20 protein-coding genes and 1 pseudogene are annotated in these 16891 nt (G+C 44.7%); 11 read left to right on the top strand and 10 right to left on the bottom strand.

Features of this window, described 5'->3' with window-relative positions; genetic code table 11:
• Positions 1-51: 51 nt before the first annotated feature.
• Complete coding sequence (locus C0638_RS04760) at positions 52-495, top strand: carboxymuconolactone decarboxylase family protein (RefSeq protein WP_014599438.1); 444 nt, start codon at positions 52-54, stop codon at positions 493-495.
• An 18-nt stretch (positions 496-513) separates the two neighbouring features.
• Complete coding sequence (locus C0638_RS04755; RefSeq protein ID WP_058710951.1) at positions 514-1443, top strand: sigma-70 family RNA polymerase sigma factor; 930 nt, start codon at positions 514-516, stop codon at positions 1441-1443.
• Positions 1444-1527: 84 nt separating this feature from the next.
• Here the strand turns inward: C0638_RS04755 and C0638_RS04750 are convergent, their stop codons facing one another.
• The 5 genes from C0638_RS04750 to C0638_RS04730 all read right to left on the bottom strand — a co-directional run bounded on the left by C0638_RS04750 (position 1528) and on the right by C0638_RS04730 (position 5697).
• On the bottom strand, positions 1528-1866 hold the full coding sequence (locus C0638_RS04750; protein WP_040102217.1) for a DUF4870 domain-containing protein: 339 nt from the start codon (positions 1864-1866) through the stop codon (positions 1528-1530).
• Between the two features lie 144 nt (positions 1867-2010).
• Positions 2011-2694, bottom strand: coding sequence for an MOSC domain-containing protein (locus C0638_RS04745; protein WP_102163848.1), 684 nt, complete (start codon positions 2692-2694; stop codon positions 2011-2013).
• A 458-nt stretch (positions 2695-3152) separates the two neighbouring features.
• On the bottom strand, positions 3153-3434 hold the full coding sequence (locus C0638_RS04740; RefSeq protein WP_019686045.1) for a hypothetical protein: 282 nt from the start codon (positions 3432-3434) through the stop codon (positions 3153-3155).
• 30 nt (positions 3435-3464) lie between these two features.
• Entirely contained in the window at positions 3465-4616 is a 1152-nt protein-coding gene (locus C0638_RS04735; RefSeq protein ID WP_058710950.1) for an MGDG synthase family glycosyltransferase, read from the bottom strand.
• Between the two features lie 43 nt (positions 4617-4659).
• On the bottom strand, positions 4660-5697 hold the full coding sequence (locus C0638_RS04730) for a serine hydrolase domain-containing protein (protein WP_058710949.1): 1038 nt from the start codon (positions 5695-5697) through the stop codon (positions 4660-4662).
• A 363-nt stretch (positions 5698-6060) separates the two neighbouring features.
• Here C0638_RS04730 and C0638_RS04725 point away from each other — a divergent pair, with 363 nt between their 5' ends.
• From C0638_RS04725 to C0638_RS04715, 3 genes are all read left to right on the top strand, one after another.
• Positions 6061-6249, top strand: a complete 189-nt coding sequence (locus C0638_RS04725) for a hypothetical protein (RefSeq protein ID WP_007428354.1) — start codon at positions 6061-6063, stop codon at positions 6247-6249.
• Positions 6250-6350: 101 nt separating this feature from the next.
• Complete coding sequence (gene map, locus C0638_RS04720) at positions 6351-7133, top strand: type I methionyl aminopeptidase (protein ID WP_082689630.1); 783 nt, start codon at positions 6351-6353, stop codon at positions 7131-7133.
• A gap of 183 nt (positions 7134-7316) precedes the next feature.
• Positions 7317-7829: a GNAT family N-acetyltransferase gene (locus C0638_RS04715; protein ID WP_058710948.1), complete on the top strand. Its 513-nt coding sequence runs from the start codon at positions 7317-7319 to the stop codon at positions 7827-7829.
• Here C0638_RS04715 and C0638_RS04710 read toward each other — a convergent pair.
• Positions 7818-9077 (bottom strand): DUF438 domain-containing protein, encoded by a 1260-nt coding sequence (locus C0638_RS04710; protein ID WP_058710947.1) that lies wholly within the window; start codon positions 9075-9077, stop codon positions 7818-7820. The two genes, C0638_RS04715 and C0638_RS04710, sit on opposite strands and share 12 nt — an antisense overlap.
• 14 nt (positions 9078-9091) lie before the next feature.
• The gene (locus tag C0638_RS04705) at positions 9092-9319 is read right to left on the bottom strand and encodes a DUF1858 domain-containing protein (RefSeq protein ID WP_058710946.1); all 228 of its coding nucleotides are present in this window, start codon (positions 9317-9319) and stop codon (positions 9092-9094) included.
• 237 nt (positions 9320-9556) lie between these two features.
• On the opposite strand from C0638_RS04705, the gene C0638_RS04700 reads away from it, so the two are divergent.
• The 5 genes from C0638_RS04700 to C0638_RS04680 are packed head-to-tail and all read left to right on the top strand — an operon-like array spanning position 9557 to position 13901.
• Positions 9557-10276 (top strand): hypothetical protein, encoded by a 720-nt coding sequence (locus C0638_RS04700; RefSeq protein ID WP_025675800.1) that lies wholly within the window; start codon positions 9557-9559, stop codon positions 10274-10276.
• Positions 10277-10317: 41 nt separating this feature from the next.
• The gene (locus C0638_RS04695) at positions 10318-10719 is read left to right on the top strand and encodes a GntR family transcriptional regulator (protein ID WP_058710945.1); all 402 of its coding nucleotides are present in this window, start codon (positions 10318-10320) and stop codon (positions 10717-10719) included.
• A 5-nt stretch (positions 10720-10724) separates the two neighbouring features.
• Entirely contained in the window at positions 10725-11690 is a 966-nt protein-coding gene (locus tag C0638_RS04690) for an ABC transporter ATP-binding protein (protein ID WP_013369245.1), read from the top strand.
• Complete coding sequence (locus C0638_RS04685) at positions 11687-12589, top strand: ABC transporter ATP-binding protein (RefSeq protein ID WP_013369246.1); 903 nt, start codon at positions 11687-11689, stop codon at positions 12587-12589. Before C0638_RS04690 ends, C0638_RS04685 begins: the two co-directional genes overlap by 4 nt.
• Complete coding sequence (locus C0638_RS04680; protein WP_058710944.1) at positions 12582-13901, top strand: ABC transporter permease; 1320 nt, start codon at positions 12582-12584, stop codon at positions 13899-13901. Before C0638_RS04685 ends, C0638_RS04680 begins: the two co-directional genes overlap by 8 nt.
• A 211-nt stretch (positions 13902-14112) precedes the next feature.
• On the opposite strand, the pseudogene C0638_RS25560 reads toward C0638_RS04680, so the two are convergent.
• The 3 genes and pseudogenes from C0638_RS25560 to C0638_RS04665 all read right to left on the bottom strand — a co-directional run.
• Positions 14113-14250: pseudogene (locus C0638_RS25560) on the bottom strand (Tn3 family transposase); the annotation flags it as partial.
• Between the two features lie 151 nt (positions 14251-14401).
• Positions 14402-15253, bottom strand: coding sequence for an SPL family radical SAM protein (locus tag C0638_RS04670; RefSeq protein ID WP_102163369.1), 852 nt, complete (start codon positions 15251-15253; stop codon positions 14402-14404).
• A 120-nt stretch (positions 15254-15373) separates the two neighbouring features.
• Positions 15374-15814 (bottom strand): YybH family protein, encoded by a 441-nt coding sequence (locus C0638_RS04665; protein ID WP_058712425.1) that lies wholly within the window; start codon positions 15812-15814, stop codon positions 15374-15376.
• A 138-nt stretch (positions 15815-15952) separates the two neighbouring features.
• Between C0638_RS04665 and C0638_RS04660 the strand changes: the two genes are divergently transcribed.
• Positions 15953-16846: a helix-turn-helix domain-containing protein gene (locus C0638_RS04660; protein WP_058712426.1), complete on the top strand. Its 894-nt coding sequence runs from the start codon at positions 15953-15955 to the stop codon at positions 16844-16846.
• Positions 16847-16891 lie beyond the last annotated feature (45 nt).

The raw sequence follows: 16891 nt of genomic DNA, 5'->3' as shown, positions 1-16891 counted from the left end.
CACATGTTCATTTGTCTTCTGTATGTAAACCAATAATGGAGGCGATGTATCGTGAGTTTAAGATTTAACCACAGAGCAGTGAGTCCTAGTACATTCAAGGCAATGATGGAGATGGAAAAATATATTTCCGGTCGTTTTACAGACAAAGTATTGTACGAACTGCTGAAAATTAGAGTATCCCAAATCAATGGCTGTTCCTATTGTCTTGATATGCATGCAAAGGATTTGCTAAAACTAGGGGATTATGCTGACCATATTTTGCAGCTTGCTTTATGGCGGGAGGTTCCTTTGTTCTCGGAAAAAGAACGTGCTATGCTTGAATTAGCTGAAGCGGTCACTCATATTTCAGAGCAAGGGGTACCCACAGACTTGTATAATCGGGTCAGAGAACATTTTACAGAGGAAGAGTATGTAGATTTGATTACCGCAATTAATGTGATCAACAGCTGGAACCGGATTGCCATAGCGACCGGGATGTATCCAGGCAGTCTTTAATGAACAGGGGGCTACACTTTGACTGGCAAAGAACAAGGGATTGAACAAGAATCGGTGGATGTAAGTCTGGAAGAGCTGTATCAGAAATATCGCAAATATTCTTTTGCCATTGCTTATCGCATGCTTGGAACGGTTACGGATGCCGAGGATGTCGTTCAAGACTGTTTTGTCGAGCTGGAGAATAAGCCCCTGAATGATATACAGAATCCCAGAGCCTATGTAGCCAAAATGACGATGAATCGGTGTCTGAATCTACTGAATTCTGCGCGTAAGCAAAGAGAGACATATGTAGGAGAATGGTTGCCGGAGCCGCTGGGTGAGAGTGCAGATCTCCCTGCCGATTGGCTGGAACGTAAAGATATGATTTCTTACGCATTTCTGGTTCTGCTGGAGCAGCTAAAACCGATAGAGCGAGCTGTTTTTGTGCTGAGAGAAGCTTTTCAATATGATTATAAAGAAATTGCAGAATTACTGGGCAAGACCGAGAGCAACTGTCGGCAGTTGTTCAGTCGTTCCCGTCGTATTCTATCTTCCGGAGAATCTGCTCCTGAAGCTCCAATCAGTCCTAATATAAATAACTCTTCCCGGGTAAAACTGCTGGAGCGTTTTACAACCGCTTTTCTCGCCTACGATGTGACTGCTATGCTGGAACTACTGGCTGAACAACCTATATTCGTGTCAGATGGTGGAGGTAATGTGCATACAGTGATGAGGCCGATGGTTGTACGCAAAGGCGTTCTCGCCCTGTTGACCTCTCGTCGGGTATTAACCGTTTTACGAGAAAGAGATGTGGTCCACACCGTCATTAATGGTGAGGTTCAGCTGGCATTTCTGAAAGACGGTGAAGTGAGAGAAACCTTATGCCTCATACTGACACCGGACGGGGAGCATATTCAGAATTTTTATTTAATGGTTAATCCAGATAAGCTGGGACACATCCATATATGACAGAAGAAGCTAGCGTAAAAAAATGAACTGCCCAAACATAAAAAACCTTGATTCCTTGCTTAGGATCAAGGTTTTTTGCTGTTTTCATAACTGCCGAGCTTGATGAAGAGCCAGATCGCCTATCCAGGGAAGCTTGAGCCACTTTCCTTGTCCCGCACGAATTAACAAGATAATCCACAAGGCAAGGCTTGCCAGCGTTAGCAGGGAAGCGAGGAAAGGACCGAGTAGCGGAATGAATCCGACCAGCACATGTCCGATCATGAGGGCTACAAAAAGAAGTATGGATTGCAGTGCGTGAAATAATACGAATCGGCTTTTCTTTTCCAGCATGACAAAGGCCAGCGCGCCAATAAAGGCGAACAAATAGCACAGGACAGCTGCTATATTTTCATCCAATCCTGTGGAAGACTTATAGACTGACATGTCAGGCATATCCTCCTTTATAAAAGATTCAAGCTAAGTCTCCGTACTATACAAGCTATGAGGATAGGATTGAAGGATATGCCCGATCTCGGTAAAAAAGTTGTCTCTACACAAAACATACTAACTCATTGAACCACTTCCACCTTACGAATTGCCTGATAGTCTTTCCCGAGAATCCGTTTCGGTTCCCGCCAAACGTTTTAGAAACGTATTTCTCCAGTTTACGGACAATTCTTCCACTTCGAGAATTTGTTTAATACCCTCGATATGATCCTTCTCTTGATGCATAATTCGATTGGCAAATGAAACCGTAATTGCTTTCGGATGGCGATGAAGGAGGGATAGTCCGTCGGCTTTAGAGGCAACTCCCTCTTCCAGAACGCGGAAGTAGAATCCCGTGTAGCCTGTTTGCTGTACCTTCAAGGGCATGTCCGGTACGCCGTACTTGATGGACAACTTGTAGCAAGGCTGTCTCGGCTGGCTAACTTGAACGATAGCTTTGCCAAGCTTAAAGACGTCTCCAATGCAAACGTCGGATTCTAGCAAACCCTTTATCGTTAAATTTTCCCCGAACGCGCCGTAATCGAGCGGTCTCCGCAATTCATTTTCCCAGAACGGATAGTGCTCGTAGGGATAGACGCATACAGCTTTCTCTTTACCCCCGTGATGAACTAGATCGCCCTGCCCATCCCCTTCGAAGTTTAGATAAGATAAATACAAATATTCATCTGTGGCCGACTTGAATATCCCCGTAGAAACGTCCTTCTGATTAAACTGGATCTGCTTGGGCATGCCGACATTAAGTGAAAGGATTTTAATAGATGACATTCGGATCACCCCTACTCTTTTTACATTTCGGTAATTCCTTCTTTTGACTCTGTTCGTCCCCGTTTCCATTTTACACTCCTCTATGCGCTATTTGCGAATTTTTGATTAGTCTTCGTTAATGGAATAGAGTCCTTTTTGGACAACTCATCGTTCCGGAAGCGATGTTCTCGTTCGAACATACCCGATCTCGGTAAAAAAATGAATTAGAGAATGTGTATAAAAATACGAAAAAGGCTGAACGAAAAGAATTCGTTCAGCCTTTTAAATGGTTATGCACATGTTTTGCACATGTTGTATACACTTTATCCACCACATATTAATGTTTATCCACAGAAATAACATGATTATACACAAATTGTGCACAATCTGTAGATAATATTACGATAATTCATACTTTGCACACAGTTTGTCCACAAACTATCAACATATTGGGTGTAACTGTGGATATACTTCCGTAATTATCGATCACCAGTTTTTAAATGGCGGCGTGGGTGCGTGATTTTACCCATTTTATTCTTGTCATCCTCTTTGGGGATAAGTCGTTCATCGGTACGTCCTTCGTGATGGTTATCAAAGGCATATTCGGTCATTTTCCACTCGGAAGTACCCAAAACAACATCAGCGGGAAAGTGCTGGCCTCTGTGCAAATGTTGCTCATGTCCATCCTCATCCACATAAATACCATCCACTTCTACCTTTTCACCCGTTAGTGGGAGTAAATCCTTTCCTTTGTGTTCCATTGGTATCCCCTCCGTCTGGCTTATTCTTCGTTAATTTGTCCGGACAGAGGTTCTTTTATCCACAAGCTGCAGTAAAATATCCTCGGCAATTTGGTCTGCGGGATGAGGTTTGCGAAGTAACTCAATCGCCTGCTTCATTTCCTTAGCAAGAGAGGGGGTGGAGATCAGATCCATACAATGTTGAATCAGTTCCTCTGTTGTGCGAGCAATGCGGGCAGCTCCTTTTTGCTGCAGATACAGAGCATTATTTAGCTCCTGCCCGGGTACGGGTTTGAACACCAGGATAGGTAAACCCGATGCGATGCTTTCCGAGAGTGTGATACCACCAGGCTTTGTAATCACCAGATTGCTTGCTCGCATAAGTGCCGGGACGTAGTCCACGAATCCGTAGGTGTAGATGTCGGGGTGGTCCGCATACAGCGCATCCAATTCTGCTTTTAGCTGCTGGTTGCGTCCGCAGACGATCAGCAGTCGTAGCTGCGGAAGCTGGCTTAAATGACGACAGATATCCAGTATGCCGGATAACACACCATATGCACCTGCCATAATGAGCAACGTGGTCGTCTCAGTTTGTAACGGTGGGATTACCTGTTGCTGATCAGGGACTTCGTTGACAGATAGGTTATAAAAAGAAGCGTGAATCGGAATCCCAGTCGCGGCAATACGTTCGATAGGTATTCCTCGCTGTGCGGCTTCCTGCTGAAGATCCTCAGTGGCTACATAGTAGCGATCAATATCGGGATGCAGCCAGCGCCCATGCAGGTCAAAGTCTGTAACCACGTTGACAATAGGCAAATTCATTCCCATTTTGCGGCGTAACGCCGGGAGAGCGAGCTGCGGGAACGTATGGATTACGAGATCCGGCAACTCCTTTTTCAGTGTGAGAGCAAGTTGACGCATTCCGAATGAATGCAACACATGGCCAAAGGCCGATTTAGCCTGCATACCGCGCGTGATGTTATAGACCCAGCCGTAAAGCTGTGGAATGGTTTTGAAGCTTTGCATATATACAAATTTGGTCAGCCCATTCAACCATGGATGTGATTCAGCCATCAGGTCGAGTAGTTGTACCTCGCAGTGTCCGAGTCTTCGCAGACTATCCATGATTGCCCGGGCGGCCTGCACATGGCCTTCCCCGTAGCTGGCGTATAATATTAGAATTTTCGGTGCTGAGACTTCCATGATTGTTTAGCCCCCTATATTCAATAAGCACATGTAGCTCATTTTAGGAACGTTCTAAGTTGAGGGAGGATACGGCTGGCAAAACGAAACGTTCTAGCAGTGTTCGTGGGTTTTTCCAACGGCTCACCTTACTGTCTGCTGTAAATACCACGACTGCATTCGCTTCAGGTATCAGATAAATTTGCTGTCCTCCATGTCCGTGTGCACAGGCATAATCAATGCCGTGGAGTCGTCCAGTCCACCATTGGAATCCGTAATCTCCGAATTCCGGATAGCCTTCAATCTGTCGCTGCGTCGCCTCATGCAGCCAATCGGCTGGAATCAATTCTCTGCCATTCCAGATGCCTTGATGAAGGCAGCAATCGCCGAATTTAGCCATGTCTCGCGATGTCAGATACAGTCCGATGTGGCCCATGGTGTAGCCCTCTGGATCTTGTGCCCAACCACTTCTCCCGAACTCTAACGGTTCGAATAAATGCTGGAGAGCATACGTATAGGCGTCAATCCCACAGCAACGGGTGAGCAGAACGGACAACAGATGTGAATCCACACTGCGATATTGGAATACGCCGATTTGATCCTCCTGTACAGGTAAGCGTAGGGCAAAGGACGGCCAGCTTTTGCTGCGATGAAAACGGTGGATAAAGGCTTCACCGAGCTTTTTGCCCGTCTGCCAATACAAGCCTGACGTCATAGTCAACAGATGACGAATTGTAATCCGTTCTAGCAGTGTTTCCTTCCGCTTGGGTAAATACTCAGGCAACAACTTATGCACAGCGGTCTCTGGTCCGGGCATATCCCCACGTGCCATAGCAATGCCGACGAGCGTGGAAGTGAAGCTTTTGGTTGCGGAACGCAAATCGTTCAGGGAGCTTGCTTCATGACCGTTGTAATAGCGTTCCCAGATCAGCTTGCCGTGGCGAAGCAGCAGAAAGCTATGCATTTTCGGAAATTTGGCTCGGATTTCGTGGTCTGCCTGATCAAGTAGGGAGGCATCGATGTCTTCCTCTTCACAAGTTCCGAGGTTCAGCGCAGACAGACGGGCAACAGGTGCAGTGAACAGTGGAGCATAACGGCTCATCCTTTTCCCCCCTTGTTATGTTTATTTATTTTACCCCAAACACATACGCTCCAAAAGCCGATAAATAAGGTATACCTCTATGCAGCAGCTAATTGAGAACTCCAAATGATATGAAGCGTAAAAGATAGGTAAAATCAATGTAAATTTACTGGAAAGCTGAAAGCTGTATCTGAATATGGTATAATGGGGTAGTGATTCAGCCAAAAGAAAATCGGTTAATAATAGTGTCAGGTACATGCCTCGCATAAGGCATTCCCGACCTAAGCTGCACTAGACATACTACTTCACTGCATAAGGACATCAATACTTTTCGGCATTCTCTTCAACGGAGCACTTATTTTCAACGTTTTGGGAGGGAGTTACATGGCAACGAAAGGTCATAATGAAGTTAAGGAAAGTCTGCGGGAAATGACTCGAATTTTCCGGCCTAAGGATCCCAAAAAATTTGTAAAGGAATATGTGCGAAAATACCGGATAACAGGAGGGTATGAGGAAGAGTTGACCATGGTGGTGGAAAACGAACTCGGCCGCATAAATTCTTCAGTATCTTAAGGGTTCGCTTACGAACAACTAGAAACACGACTTTTATAAACCGTCATCCACAGAGGAGACGGTTTTTTTGTGTCCGTCCTGCATACAATGGGATAGGTTTAGTGAATTTGTATGCTCAAAGGAGGCGGATTCCAATAGAAATAGCGATACGAACACCGGAGGAAATCGGCTACATGAGGGAGGCCGGACGTATTTTGGCAGATTGCCACCGTACGCTGGAAAGTCGTATTCTTCCGGGAATCACAACGCTTGAAATCGATGCTTGGGTGGAGCAATTTCTAAGCAAGCGTGGAGCTACGCCTGAACAAAAGGGCTACAAAGGGTTCCCTTATGCTACCTGCGCTTCGATCAATGAGGTGGTATGTCACGGCTTTCCCTCGGAGCGGGTGCTTCATGACGGGGATATTGTGACCATCGACATTGTGGTTAACAAGGACGGGTGGCTGGCTGACCGGGGATGGACCTACGCAGTGGGTAACATCAGCCGGCCGGTAGCAAAGCTGTTGCGGCAGACCCATAAGGCGCTAATGCGAGGCATCGACGTTGCCCGCCCCGGCAGGACATTAGGGGATATCGGGCATGCGGTGGGAAAAGCGGCAGGCTGGCGGCGGTACGGTAACGTCAAATCTCTGATCGGGCATGGGATCGGCCGCCAAATGCATGAACCGCCGGACGTTCTCCACTACGGTCGTGCTAGAACAGGATTGCCACTGCGCGAAGGGATGGTGATTACCATTGAGCCGGTATTTACCCTCGGACCCGAAGGCGCGGTGCTCTGGGGGGATGATGGTTGGACCATCAGCACAGCAGACGGCAGTTGGGGCGCTCAATATGAGCACACCATTGCGATTACAAAGAACGGTCCTTATATTTTGACCTCGTAAAAGAGTATTGTGCCATAGGGAGTCCAATGTGCTGATCGTGTGCATAAGACTCTCTTGGTAAGTTTTTTAGCATGGTCTATCCACTTCACCAAACAATGAGCTTCTTGTTATAGATCATAGATCGAGATTCGGATCGTCGGTATAATAGGAGGCATAATATTGGAAACTAGGAGTGGAACCCACATGATGATTAGGGAAGCGATGATATCAGATGCCGAAGACATCGCCAAAGTGCACGTAAACTGCTGGAGAACGACATACAAAGATATCATGCCTGACGAGGTTCTGGAACGTCTTTCCTATGAACAAAGAATAGAATTATGGAATGCGAATCTATCTACTGAAGACGGTCACCTCGTATATGTTGCTGAAAATGAAAAGGGGGAAATTATCGGATTTGTGAGTGGAGGTCCGGAAAAGTCAGGGGAATATCCCCCGTATGGGGGAGAGATCACGGCTATTTATGTTTTGAGTGAATACCATAGTTTAGGGCTCGGCAAGAGACTTTTTCTACGCTTGCTTCAACATTTTAATAGTATGGATATTCACTCTGTCATGGTGTGGGTGCTGGCAGATAATCCAGCGTGTACTTTTTATGAAAGACTGGGGGCCAAGCCTATAGTAGAACAGCATATTATAAATATGGGTGGCAAAAACCTGAACATGGTGGCTTACGGCTGGCTGCTATTCCGATAGAATACGTTTTTGTCCTTCCAAGGCGCGAATAGGAGCGATATTTTGCGTGAATTCCAGCGTTCCCAGATAGCGTCCTTCGTTATCCCGAACGGCAAAATAACGGATGTAGACAAATTTGTCCTTGATTGGAATCCAAAAATCCTCAACATCCTTGCGGCCGGCCTTAAAATCCTCCAGCAGTTTCTCAACGACATGCACGCTTTGCGGCGGATGGCAATTTTGCACGGTACGACCAATGACGGCCTTTGTGCGGGCAAAGATCCGTTCTTTACCGTGAGAGAAATAGCGAACAACATCATTTTCATCGATAAAGGTCAGGTCCACAGGCAGATGATTCAACAGCAGTTCCAATTGTTGTACAGATACAATCCCTGTCTCAAATCGCACGAACCCTTGCGGAGTGCCAGAAGTGTCTTCTTTTTGCTCAAGGGCTTCTACAGGGTCCTCTGCCCGTTCAGGTATCCATTCACGCTCAGGAGCGGTCAGGCAGAAACCGATTTCCTCGCTTTCCCGGGCTATTTTTAGCCATTCATCCTCGGTCAGCTTACTGAGTGCCATCGGCAGCAAAATATTTTCTTCCTTGAATACCATTTCATTCACTTCGCTCATGATATGGGCAAGCGCCTTCCCGATCTGCTCACGATCTCCGTTATATTCGGTGAGCAACTTCTTCGCATCCTTGATTGCGGCACGAATGCCGTCGTCCACTCCCCACATTACTTTGGTTGGACCAAAGATTCCATAACGTTCTAGATAAGGAAATACTAGATTTTCTTTGCGGCTATAGTGTTTGTCTACATCCATTAGCAGACTTAAATCCTCAAGCAGCTTGTAAATAACCTTGGGACTGTCTTCTTTTTGAAATTGCTCTGCATGCAATGCCAGCTTAAAGTTGACTAGCCGTTCGATCTCACGATTTTCCAGCTTAAAGGTGTGAACAGGATGTCCCGGTTGTTCCTCAGGTCCTGCAGGACGGTGAATATCCTCAATAGAGCCCTTGAATATCGACGTATGAACGGAACAGAGGCGCTGGACTTCCGACACCGGAATTCCTTCCTCAGTCATTAAGGCATGCTCCATCGCTGAAATTTCTGCCACGCTCACTCCACCAACAGCCTCTGCAAAACGAGCTTTGACTTCCTCCACGCTTTTCCCAGCATGTAGTTCTTTAATAATTTCCTTCAGTGTTCGCTGACGCTCCGTTAATTCCTGTGCTGTATGTTCACGGTTGTTAATTAGCTCGCTCATGATCGTTAACCCCTTTATTTTTGAATGGTAAAACCATGTTGCATAAACGTCTGCTGCACAGTTTCCATACCTATTTTCTTCAATGCAATTCCCTTGGACAGTGTCATAAAACGTCCTGCGGTTTGGAGCATACCGGGCTTGGCAATATCGTCAAAACCTAGTTCTACCATAATGTCCTTCACTTCAGGATGACGATTAACAAGGTTAAATATGGACTCATCCCAATGCAGTATTTTATCCATTTGTTCATCCCCTCGATTGAGAACGTTTTTCATTTACAGAGTAGCATAGGTCCAAACGAGCTATTGTGATTGTACGCACAATATTGTTCAGGTGGTTGACAACTGTAAATCTTGGTTTATATACTGTGTATAAGGATATATACAGTAATAACACTGAATACTGTCGTAACACCTTCGAAATGAAGAGCGAACGAGGTCGTTATTCACAGGCAGTGCAGAAGGGATCAGGATAAGAAAATGACGATCATGAAGCAAGCATGGATGATTACCCGTCAGGATTTTCGCAAGAATCCATATGCAGCACTATGGACGCTGCTGTTTATTGCGTATTTGGGATTTACCATGAGTTTTGCGGTAAGTGTGCAATGGGGTGAGCATGCAGCCTTGAGTCCAGTAGCTGATTTCATCATGCTGACGTTGATTCCGTTTTTAGGGTTCATTTATAACCGTCGAGCGTTCAAATATTTGCAGGAAGATTCTTATACGCACATGCTAGCCTTTTTCCGCACCTTGCCTATACCGATGAAAGCAGTAATTATGAGTCGAATTCAACAGGCGGTGTTGGCGTTTGTTGCGAATAGTGTGATATTTTTTGCTCTTTTGTTTACGTTGTCAGGTACGCTTCGGGTATATGCCAGCACAGGTTTCTTTGTATCGTTTGCTCTGACCTGGATAGGCTACGGAATGCTCATTCAAGCCATTTATATTCACTTGGAATTTTTGAAAAGAGGAAAAGAGTACTTCTGGCTATCTATTGTGATCATGCTAATGTGCGGGATGGTTACGATTATAGCTCGAGTATGTGGGGCTAATCTGGTATCGATAACGGCTTCTTACAGTAAGGAATGGTTGCTGTTGTCACCGGTGATGTGGGGAGCATTGTTAGCAGGAGTTCTGGCTATGTCAGTGTCCTATCGGGTGACACAGCGTAAACTCATGAAACGGAACTTAACTTAGTAGTATGTGTACAAAAATAACAAAAAAGGGGGGGAAAGCAGGTGAATATTCCAGTGCAAATTGATGAGAATAGCGCGGAACCGCTGTATGCGCAGATTGAAAAGCAGCTTCGTTCACTCATTGTAACCGGACAAATTGCAGCGGGAACGCTGCTTCCCTCCATTCGTGAGTTTGCGGGGACGCTTCGTTGTAGTGTAATCACCGTCCGGCGGGTCTATCAGGATTTGGAGAACGAAGGCTTGCTACGTACCCGGCAGGGAACGGGCACCTTTGTCGCTCTGGTCGAGGATGATATGCGCTCAGGTTACCGCCTTAAAGCGGTGACCGAGGCATTGGAAACGGCGATTGCCACAGGCATCGCTGTACAGATGACAGAGCAGGAATTATTGGAGCTTTTTGAAGAAATGGTGAAAAGAAGGTATGAAGTCCAGGTGAAGGAGTGACAGCTGTGAACAATCATGTGGAAGTTCCTACGCAAATACAGAGGAAAGCACCAATTATTGAGATGAGCCAGGTCTATAAAACCCGGGGTAACCGGAATATTGGGCCGATTAATTTAACGGTTGAACCAGGATATGTGGTCGCTTTGGCTGGACATAACGGATCAGGGAAAAGCACATTGATTCATTTGCTGACTCAGCTTGTTCATCCGGATTCCGGTGAGATTCGTTGGTTCGGTCAAGCATACCCCGACGGCATGCCGGCAGATACACGACAATGGGTTGGGTATATACCGGAGCAGCCGGTTCGTGAGGAGGATCGATTAACGGCAGAAGCAGCAGCGGCTTTTCGAGCATTGTGGTATCCCGGCTGGGATGAAACACGTTTTCAGCGTTTAATGGACCGCTTTCAGGTTCCATCACATACGAAATTATCGCGTATGTCCAAGGGACAGCGTCGGAAATTCGAACTGGCTGCTGCCTTAGCGCCACACCCTCGTGTGTTGCTGCTGGATGAGCCTTCATCAGGTTTAGATCCTTTTGCTTGGAAAATCATGCTAGATGAACTGCGGGATTGTATGAAGAACGGCAAAACGACGATCATTATTGCTACCCATATCATGGACGAGATCAAGCGTTTGGCGGATTATATTGTCTTGATGCACGATGGCAGGCTGCTTGGCAAACTGGAAAAAGACCATCTGCTCGAAAATGGCAAGGAAATGTGGTTTGAAGGTACACCAGAGGAGGCATCGGAGCTTCCGGGAGTTGTAGAGACGGAGAGTGATGGGAATTTACAGCGAATTATAACGCTGGCAGCCGGGGAGGCCAGTGCTATATTGGAACAAGCGGGGATTCGCCCCATCCGTGTGCGGCGTCTGGAACTGGATGATATTTTAGTATATTGGTCTGCAGGACAAATATCTGCGAATGCAGAGACATTTATGGAGAAGGAAGGGGTAAAACAATCATGAGTATGCTGCAATTGGAAAAGGTCGTGAAGCAATATGGGAACCATACGGCGGTAAATGGAATATCGCTGAATGTGAACGGCGGCGAGATTTACGGACTGCTGGGAGGCAATGGAGCAGGCAAAACGACAACGATGCGCATGGTGCTCGGTCTGATTTACCCTGACGGGGGAAGCATCCAATATGAGGGCAAGCCCTACAGCAAGGAGCTTCAGCGGACAATGGGCTATTTGCCCGAAGAGCGTGGGTTGTACCCCAAGGTGAAGGTGAGCGAGCAAATTAACTATTTGGGCAGGCTGCGCGGAATGTCGGCCAAGGAGGCAGACAAAAGTCTACGCTACTGGCTGGAGCGCTTTGGAGTGCCGGAATATTATGACAAGCGGATTGAGGAGCTATCCAAGGGAAATCAGCAAAAAATGGGTTTTATTGCCGCGGTTGTGCATCGCCCAACGCTGCTCATTTTGGATGAGGCCTTCAGTGGACTAGACCCGGTGAACGTCGAATTGCTTAAGGATACGGTGAAGGAATTACGGGATGATGGGGCTGCGATTTTATTCTCAACCCACCGTATGGAGCATGTGGAGGAACTGTGCCGACATATTACGATTTTGCATCGCTCAAATACTGTGGTGCAAGGAAGTGTGCAAGAGATTAAAGGCCGCTATCCACGTGAAAAAGTTCGTCTCATCACTACGGGTGAAGTGAGCGGGCTGGAACAGCTGCCAGGCGTACGCAGCATAGAGAATATGGATCGTGGCTGGATGCTGCATATTGAGCAGCCGGCTGCGGCGAAGTTAATTTTGCAAACAGCGTTGGGGCAAACGGATGTGGAGCATTTTGAGATCAAGGAACCTACGCTCAACGAAATTTTCATAAGAGAGGTGGGGGATTCCCATGAATAGACTAGGTACGGTGATCGGTTTTACGTTTCGTCAGAAGGCGAGGACCAAATCTTTTATCATTACGACACTGGTACTGGCCTTGCTTATTACGGTTGGCATGAATCTGCCATATTTGATTTCTTTGTTTAAAGGAGAAGGGGCCGGAGGTTCCGGTACAACGGCAGCTGAGCATCAACGCTTGGGGCTGATTGCCGGGAGCCAGACAGAAGTGGCGAATCAGCTGGAGCAGTTTACCAAGGAGCAGTCCAACCCGGCAGCCATCTGGGTACGTTATGACAGCGTACAAGCGCCAGCAATGCAGCAAGCCTTGAAAAATGGGAAGCTGCAAGGTTACGTGCGGTTTACGGAGCCTGCCGCCAAGGGAGACACATTTCCCAAAGTGGAGTACGTCTCTGTAGAAAAAGAGCCATCTCCGGCTGTAATCACATTGGTGCAAACGGGACTTCAGGAAGCAAAGGTCAAGGCTATTATGGGCAATAAATCGTTGACCAGCGATCAAATTCGTGAAATCAGTACACCTGTAATGGTGGATAGCAAAGAAGTAGACAGTCCATCTGAACCAGGGGGAGCTGTAGGGACAGAGGAAAAAGAAACCTCAATGATTAACTATGGTTTGGTCTATGTATTGATGATATTATTCTTCACCTCTTCCATGATGACAGGGAATATGATTGCTGCAGAAGTAACATCGGAAAAAAGCTCACGGATCATGGAGATTCTCATCACAAGTGTTTCGCCGTTGACCCAAATGTTTGGGAAAATTATCGGCATCTTCCTGGTTGGTCTGCTGCAAATTGCTGTTTTTGCAGCCGTTGTGTGTGCCAATCTTATGCTGCCGCATAATAATGTGATCCTTAGCTCTGCCGGGCTGGATCTGTCGCAACTGAATATCGCGGTGCTAGGATATGGTCTCATATTTTACATCCTTGGCTACTTTCTATATGCAGTACTGTTCGCTGCGGTGGGCTCCATTGTTAGCCGTACCGAGGAGTTGGGGCAGGCCATTATGCCAATTACCGTGCTGTCACTGGCAGCCTTTTATATCGGTATCTTCAATATCGCCGCACCTGATACGATTTTCGTTAAGGTGGCTGGGTACATTCCGTTCTTTTCTCCTACCGTTATGCTGTTGCGGATTGGTCTGGAACGGGCGAGCTTGCTGGAAATCTGGCTGTCACTTGCCATTCTGGTTGTTTCCATTTTGTTGTTCGGTTGGTTGGCCGCAAAGATCTATCGTACGGGTGTCTTAATGTACGGGAAACGACCTTCATTCAAAGAGCTAAGAAAAGCAATGAAGGCTTATAAGATTTAAAAAATTAAGAAAACGTGTCCGAATATAAGAAGGTTGTGTACAGACAATAAAGTTGTATACTAATTATTAATGACGGATAACAAGAATATCTCTTCATAATAAGTATTTAATAAAAAGCCCGATGAGCACTTATCATCGGGCTTTTTATTAAATTCAGAGGGTGACTGCTTAGGTTTCAATCAGAGCGAATATAAATTGCATAACAAGTCAAAATCTTTTGAATCTTTTCCTGTTGGGGAAATCCGAGCAAATGCGTTAAACCAAAGACTTGATCGGTGTAACCGGCTGTATCCGTATAATGCACCTCGATGGCCAAGTCCGTTTCATGGTGGAGCAAACCGTTCGAAACTCCAATCTGGACGGTAATTCTATAATTTAAATTATTTTACATACAAAAAAAGAGTAGCCTGTTTAGTAGCTCTTTGTGTATGTAAAACATATTGAGTTTTCATCAATTGAATCTCCTAATAGAGAATATGACTGTCCCATTTTTTTGTAGATTAATCAATTGTACATATTTTCCCCTTTAGAGGATACTCTCTACTAGAAGATAAGAATATAATCTTTTCGTCAAAATATTTATTAAAATAGTTGTTCGTTTTTAAATGAATATCAGGCTGATACCATTTAGAAAACCCATTTCGCTGAAACAACAAAGGCATACCCAATTGCACGGATCGCTTCCCCTTTAAACCATCTCCAATGTTCAGCGAATCAATATATATTCGATCAACAATCCCCTGTAATCTTTTGGGGAAATCTGGCGTGAAGGGCAAAAGAGGAGAAATGGATGCCTGTGTAGCAATTCCTGCTGCATGGACATTTCTAAGAGCCTTTAAGCGCTGGTTGATCCCAGGAGCTAAAGGTGCAAAAAGTCGCTTTACATCTTCTCGGTCTGTTTCAATAGTCATAGAAACTAATAATTCACAACGTTGTTGCAATTCTAATAGTATATCGAGGTCTCTAACCACCAGAGGACTTCTTGTTTGGATTTGAAGGAAATCCGGTGGAGATTCAATCATCTCCGTTAATATTTTTCTTGTGATCTCAACCTTACGCTCGATGGGTTGGTATGGATCTGTAGCAGTAGACATGAATATATTGATAGGTTTATTTCTTCGGCGAAGACTATTAATTTCTTTACTATAGTTTTCAACAGCGTTAAGTTTAATATCAATCCATTCTCCCCAAGGAATATCTTTATATTTTTGAATGGGCATTTCTCTAACATAGCAATAACTACATCCAAAAGCACAACCACTGTAAGGATTCAAAGAGTGAGTAAATCCAACGGTAGATGCTCCTTTGGTTTCGCTCAAAATTTTTTTTGCCATCGTATTATCAATCTGCATGTTAGATACCCCTTCATTTTAAATATTTACATAAATGAAATTCCGAATGAACAGAAACTCCCTCCATCAGTTCAACTGATAAAGGGAGTTTTAATTAATTATAGTAAAAGGTGTGTTTATTTAGAACGTATCAAGACCCGATATAATCCCAGGATGGCGGACAAAAGACCAATGGGAATGTACTGTGCGCCATTCGCCATTAATTAAACGAAAAACTTCAGTAGTATTCCAACTTTTTTGAAGTTTTTCTTGTCCATCTTCTCCTGCTACGTAATTGTATAAATTATAACTCAACACAGCCAAATCACCAGCTTGAGTGACAGCGACATCGGGATTGAGATATTCACTCCGAATAATATTAGGATTTTTATAGCGTGACAAAATATGTTCTCTCACCGCTGAATTACCTACAATAAGTTTTTCAGTCACAGGATCGAAGTATGAAATATCATCACTGTAACTATCCAGGTACCCATAGCAGTCTCCTTGATTCCACCGTTCATTATTAGCGCGTTCTATATTCAATACAGTTTCAGCTACTTCTTTGATATTTACACTCATTTTTTTTACTCCTTTTTTTTAGATGTTGGAAATGATATGATCATTTTAGGTCATTCAACACAAACGATAAAGGCAAAACCGGGAAAATAAATGATACTTTTCGGACATTCTGCATTTTTAGTATAGGAGGTTTATGTAGTGGTTCGCATATCAAAACAGAAAATAAATATAGAACGTCTTAAATATCAACCTGTACTACCTTATCCATACGATGTAGAAATTTTTCGAGTCTCTGATCTTAAACAACGGACACCCAAAGAAAGGATGAGTGTAACTTATAGATATGAATTCTATATGCTTATATGTGTTACTCAAGGTGAGTGTATACAATGGGTCGATTTTGAGCCGATTTCCTGTAGCACAGGAACCTTTCTTGCCATATCCCCAGGTCAAGTTCATAATTTCGGACATGATGAGAATTGGGATGGTTGGATTATTTTGTTTCGTTCGGAGTTTCTTATACCTAACACATCAACATTAAATGAGCTTAAACTAGCTTTTGATTTTGGAAGGCTACCAAGCATTCTAAATTTAAATCATAATGAGTTGCGTCGTAGCATCGCTTCTATCGAACAAATGATCGAAGACTTGTCGATTGAAGGGACAGAAGAAGATATTCATATGTTGTTGCGTTACCAACTCTACGCATTTGTAACTTGGCTCAGTATTCTTCATAAATGCAAACGGATGAATGAAACAATAGATTCTCAAACATCGCTGCGTTTTATAAGCTTCCAGAAACTCGTTGAAAAATACTTCGCTAAGTTGAGCCATGTCAGTGAATACGCTACTCGTCTAAACTGCACGGAAAAAACTCTAACTCGAGCAACTATGGCAGCAGTTGGAATAAGTGCAAAGGCTTTCATTTCGGCCCGGATTAATCTTGAAGCAAAACGTCTGTTAATGCATACGGACTATTCTATTAGTGACATTGCGGAAAAACTTAACTTCAAGGAAGCAACCCACTTCAGTAAATTTTTCAAACGTGAAACAGGTTGTACGCCTGCAGAATTTCGACAGCAGCATCTTTGAAATTATTAACTTACTCGAGTGTCTACTACTATATTTCATAATTGA

The sequence above is a fragment of the Paenibacillus sp. lzh-N1 genome (assembly GCF_002872435.1).
Classification (GTDB): Bacteria; Bacillota; Bacilli; order Paenibacillales; family Paenibacillaceae; genus Paenibacillus; species Paenibacillus polymyxa_C.
Note: the sequence above shows the minus strand (reverse complement) of the source record. Positions and strands in the feature narration are given on the sequence as shown.